4 protein-coding genes are annotated in these 3,868 nt (G+C 29.5%); 3 read left to right on the top strand and 1 reads right to left on the bottom strand.

Features of this window, described 5'->3' with window-relative positions; translation table 11 throughout:
- Positions 1-33: 33 nt before the first annotated feature.
- On the bottom strand, positions 34-1,215 hold the full coding sequence (locus NEH74_RS13090; RefSeq protein ID WP_262941452.1) for an SAM-dependent methyltransferase: 1,182 nt from the start codon (positions 1,213-1,215) through the stop codon (positions 34-36).
- A 293-nt stretch (positions 1,216-1,508) separates the two neighbouring features.
- Here NEH74_RS13090 and NEH74_RS13095 point away from each other — a divergent pair, with 293 nt between their 5' ends.
- The 3 genes from NEH74_RS13095 (at position 1,509) to NEH74_RS13105 (ending at position 3,743) form a co-directional block, all read left to right on the top strand.
- On the top strand, positions 1,509-1,640 hold the full coding sequence (locus tag NEH74_RS13095) for a hypothetical protein (RefSeq protein WP_262941454.1): 132 nt from the start codon (positions 1,509-1,511) through the stop codon (positions 1,638-1,640).
- Positions 1,641-2,131: 491 nt separating this feature from the next.
- The gene (locus NEH74_RS13100) at positions 2,132-2,689 is read left to right on the top strand and encodes a sigma-70 family RNA polymerase sigma factor (protein ID WP_262941455.1); all 558 of its coding nucleotides are present in this window, start codon (positions 2,132-2,134) and stop codon (positions 2,687-2,689) included.
- The gene (locus tag NEH74_RS13105) at positions 2,682-3,743 is read left to right on the top strand and encodes a DUF4179 domain-containing protein (RefSeq protein ID WP_055304553.1); all 1,062 of its coding nucleotides are present in this window, start codon (positions 2,682-2,684) and stop codon (positions 3,741-3,743) included. The genes NEH74_RS13100 and NEH74_RS13105 overlap by 8 nt, the downstream gene beginning before the upstream one ends.
- Positions 3,744-3,868: the final 125 nt, after the last annotated feature.

The raw sequence follows: 3,868 nt of genomic DNA on the forward strand, positions 1-3,868 counted from the left end.
CTATTTTGAGACAGCCCCTTCTTATTTATAAGATTACTTCTCATATAAGTAATCCCGTGTGAGTGGAAGATGATTATTTACTCCTTTAGTAAATACAATTTGGTGAAGATCAATGACACCATTATTAAATGAGGCAGCACAAGAACATAAGTACATTCGCCACATTCGAATAAAGCGTTCATCGAATTTTTTGCTAATTTCATCAATATGATCTTCGAAGTTTTTGTACCAATGAAGAAGTGTCATACGATAGTGAGGACGTAAGTTTTCAACATCTATGATATGGAAGTTATAGTCAGCAGACAAAGAGATGATTTCGCGTAAAGATGGAATGGTTCCACCAGGGAAGATATATTTTCGAATCCATGCATCTCCCTCACCTTCTTTAACCCCACTAATATAGTGAAGAACGAAAATTCCTTCCGGTTTTAAAACAGCATTGACGTTTTTTAAGAATAGATCGTAATTTGTACGTCCAACATGCTCAAGCATCCCAACACTAACAACTTTATCAAATTGTAAGTTAGAGTGCTCAAGATCACGATAATCCATTAATTTGACTGTTAAGTAATCTTCGAGTTGTTCGTTTTTAATACGTTTAGAGAATTCATCGAATTGCTCTTGGCTCAGTGTAATTCCAACACCTTTAACTTTATATTTTTTGGCTGCTGTAATTAAAAGACATCCCCAACCGCAACCGATATCGAGTAGGGATTCACCTTCTTTTAATTGAAGCTTGGCAAGAAGATGATCGATTTTATTAAGTTGTGCTTGATGTAATGACTCATCTTCATGTTTGAAATAAGCACATGAATAACAAAGTGTATCATCGAGCCAAAGTTTATAAAAATCATTTCCAATATCATAGTGAGAGGAAACCTCTTCTTTTTGCTTAGCTTTTGCTGTACTATTATGAAATAATTTAGGAAGGGCCTTAAAATCTGTCGTGAAGTGATCAATATGCTTTAAGATGGCATCTAGCGCTGTATAAAGGTCACCTTCAATCTCAATTTTTTTATCCATATAGGCTTCACCAAGTGCTAAAGAGGTACTTGTTAATAGATTTTTTTGATTAATTGGTTCACGAATAAACACTTTAAAGACCGGTGATCCCTCACCAATTGTAAAAACCTCATCATCCCAAAATTGAACAGTGAAGGGAACGCTATTGAAATTTTTAAGTAAATTTTTAAGGATAATTTTATCGAATGCCATTAACTCCATCCTTTCGTTTATTATAAAATATTCAATTATTTTTATTATTTACCATAAACTTGATTTTTATAATAAATATGAAATATTTATAAACAATTAACTTGGGATGTATGATGAAAAGAGTTAATAAAGGAAATAGATGTGAAACTCATGTGACAATAGTTACCTTTGATAAAAATGTAGGAGCTTCTTTATAGTAAGATAAAGGAGTTATTCAATAAGTTAAGACGAATCAAAATATTTATAACTATCCTAAAAATAAATTTGTGGCTAGCTTCATTGGGAGCCCACAAATGAACTTTCTGACTGAGATTGTGACAAAGGATAAACATCGAATGTCTGTTGTTATTGGAAATGAAATCGATATGTATATCAATCTTAATCAGATGCACCTGTTCGATATGGAAACAGAAGAACGTAGTTAATAATAAGATTGGTTAGGGATGACTAAAATTCAATCTTTTTATCTCACCTAATGCATCATATAACCCATCAAAAAGAAGGACTTAATAAAAAGCATCGGTTTCAGTTTTGGGAGAGTTTTTATGAAATTACATGAATTTTTACTTCCCAAATTACAACTAAATTCTCTATAGTTTTTCTAATAAAATATCATTGAGAATTTAATATCAAAATTCAATATTAAAACAACTTAAAAATGCAGGTAGTTAACCTGCATTTTTTTATCTCTTTTTTTAAAGTTCATTGAAGTTTAAAAAAATAATAGATTTAACATTTTGTCTAAATTTTAGTTGTTTAAAACTTTTTACTTACATAATAAACTATTCATAAATGATGCTATCACTTTTTTCTAATCGTAAGAAAATAAAAAATAAACATTGTTTTGCAACTTTTTAGCTTCATGCCTTGTCTAATAGTTGAGAAAACAAAAAAGGAGGGCATTATGGAGGCGCTAATGAATGTATCTTATCAAGCATTATCTGATGAAAACTCCGAAACATTTCTTATTAAAAAAGCTATTAATGGAGATGCAGAGTCTTTTACTGAATTAATGAAAATCTATAAAACCTATCTTTATAAGATTGCGTTTAGTTATGTAAAAGATGAACAAAAAGCATTAGATATTTTACAAGAATGTGTTTATAGAGCTTTATTAAACATTGAAAAACTAAAAAAACCAAAATTTTTCAAGACATGGATCACTAAAATTTTAATTAATGTTTCTATAAATTACATTCAAAAAGAAAGTAAAATTGTTTATCTGAAAAACGGAGTTCCTGAGAAGCCTCAACACTCATCTCTACACATTGAGGATAAGTTAGATTTGTATGATGCAATTGATTGTTTAAGAGAGGATTATAAAACGGTTATTGTATTGAAGTACTTTAATGACTTAAGCATAAATGAAATTTCAAGTATTATGGAACTGCCAATCAATACTGTGAAAAGTCATTTAAAACGTGCTAAGGATGAATTGCGTCAAATTTTAAAGGAGGGTGAATTGAATGAGTAATAAAAAATTTAACGATATTCCAATTCCACAGAATATCGACTTTGTAATTGAGGAAGGAGTTCGTAAAGCAATGGTTGAAAAACAAAGAAATCAAACAGTAAGACATTATCCAAAATCAAAAAAGACATTAGGAGTAATAGCTGCAAGTTTAGCGGTAGTTTTAGGAGTTGGCATTTCTAATCCAGCAATGGCATCAAAACTACCTTTAGTCGGTAATGTTTTTAAAGCAATTGAAGAAAATATTTATTCTCCAGGAAACTATTCGCAATATGCAACGTCTATTAATGAAACAGTAACTTCTAATGGTGTAGGAATTACTTTATCGGAAGTTTTATCTGATGGAGAATTTTTATATGTAACTTATACCATTGAAAACGAAAGTCCATTCACTTATACATCTTGGAATAATGATGATTCATTAGATATGAACCAATTATTAATTGAAGATCGTGATTCATCTGTTAGTTTTTCAAAAGATGAATTAGATTCGACTGGTTTTGCTGGGTTAGAGGGGAAATTTATTGATGATCATACCTTTATTGGAGTGCAAAAGTTTGATTTAAGTTCATTCAAAACTGAAATTCCGAATGAATTTACTTTCCAAACCAAAATTAGTTCGATTGAGAATTTTGGTGTTTTGGCTGATGATAAATCAGATGTAATAAAAGGAACATGGGAATTCAAGATTCCTGTGACGGTGAACCAAGAATTAAATAAAACAATTAAATTAGATGAAGTTAAAGAAAACAATATTCAAGTTAATGAAATTTCAATAACACCATTTAATACAATTGTTAATGTGAGTCTTCCAAAAGATAGTGACCGCTATGATGTTTTAATTTTTGATGAAGATGGAAAAGAGCTTAATTTCTTACAGGCAAAAAATAGAGATAACGATCAATTTGATTTTATTTATAACAGCTTAGAGGCAGACAGTAGCAATTTAAGAATTGTTGTTCAAAAACAAATTTGGAATAGTGTTGATGAAAATAGTTATACTCATGAAGAAAATCAAGTATTATTAGATGAAACTATTTCTTTAATTAATAATTAATGATATCAAAAAAAAAGCAGTTATTAACTGCTTTTTTTTGATTTTATAGTAAGCCTTTACTTTCGGTATAATTTGATTATTTACTATACAACTCTTTTATTACAACTATTAATGTGCAAAACTAC

It is taken from the genome of Turicibacter sp. GALT-G1 (genome assembly GCF_025594995.1).
Taxonomy (GTDB): domain Bacteria; phylum Bacillota_I; class Bacilli_A; order MOL361; family Turicibacteraceae; genus Turicibacter; species Turicibacter bilis.

Excerpts from the sequence above, each read along its gene's own strand:
- NEH74_RS13090 (WP_262941452.1), bottom strand. The coding sequence starts at position 1,215 with ATGGCATTCGATAAAATTATCCTTAAAAATTTACTTAAAAATTTCAAT.
- NEH74_RS13095 (WP_262941454.1), top strand. The coding sequence starts at position 1,509 with ATGAACTTTCTGACTGAGATTGTGACAAAGGATAAACATCGAATGTCT.
- NEH74_RS13100 (WP_262941455.1), top strand. The coding sequence starts at position 2,132 with ATGAATGTATCTTATCAAGCATTATCTGATGAAAACTCCGAAACATTT.
- NEH74_RS13105 (WP_055304553.1), top strand. The coding sequence starts at position 2,682 with ATGAGTAATAAAAAATTTAACGATATTCCAATTCCACAGAATATCGAC.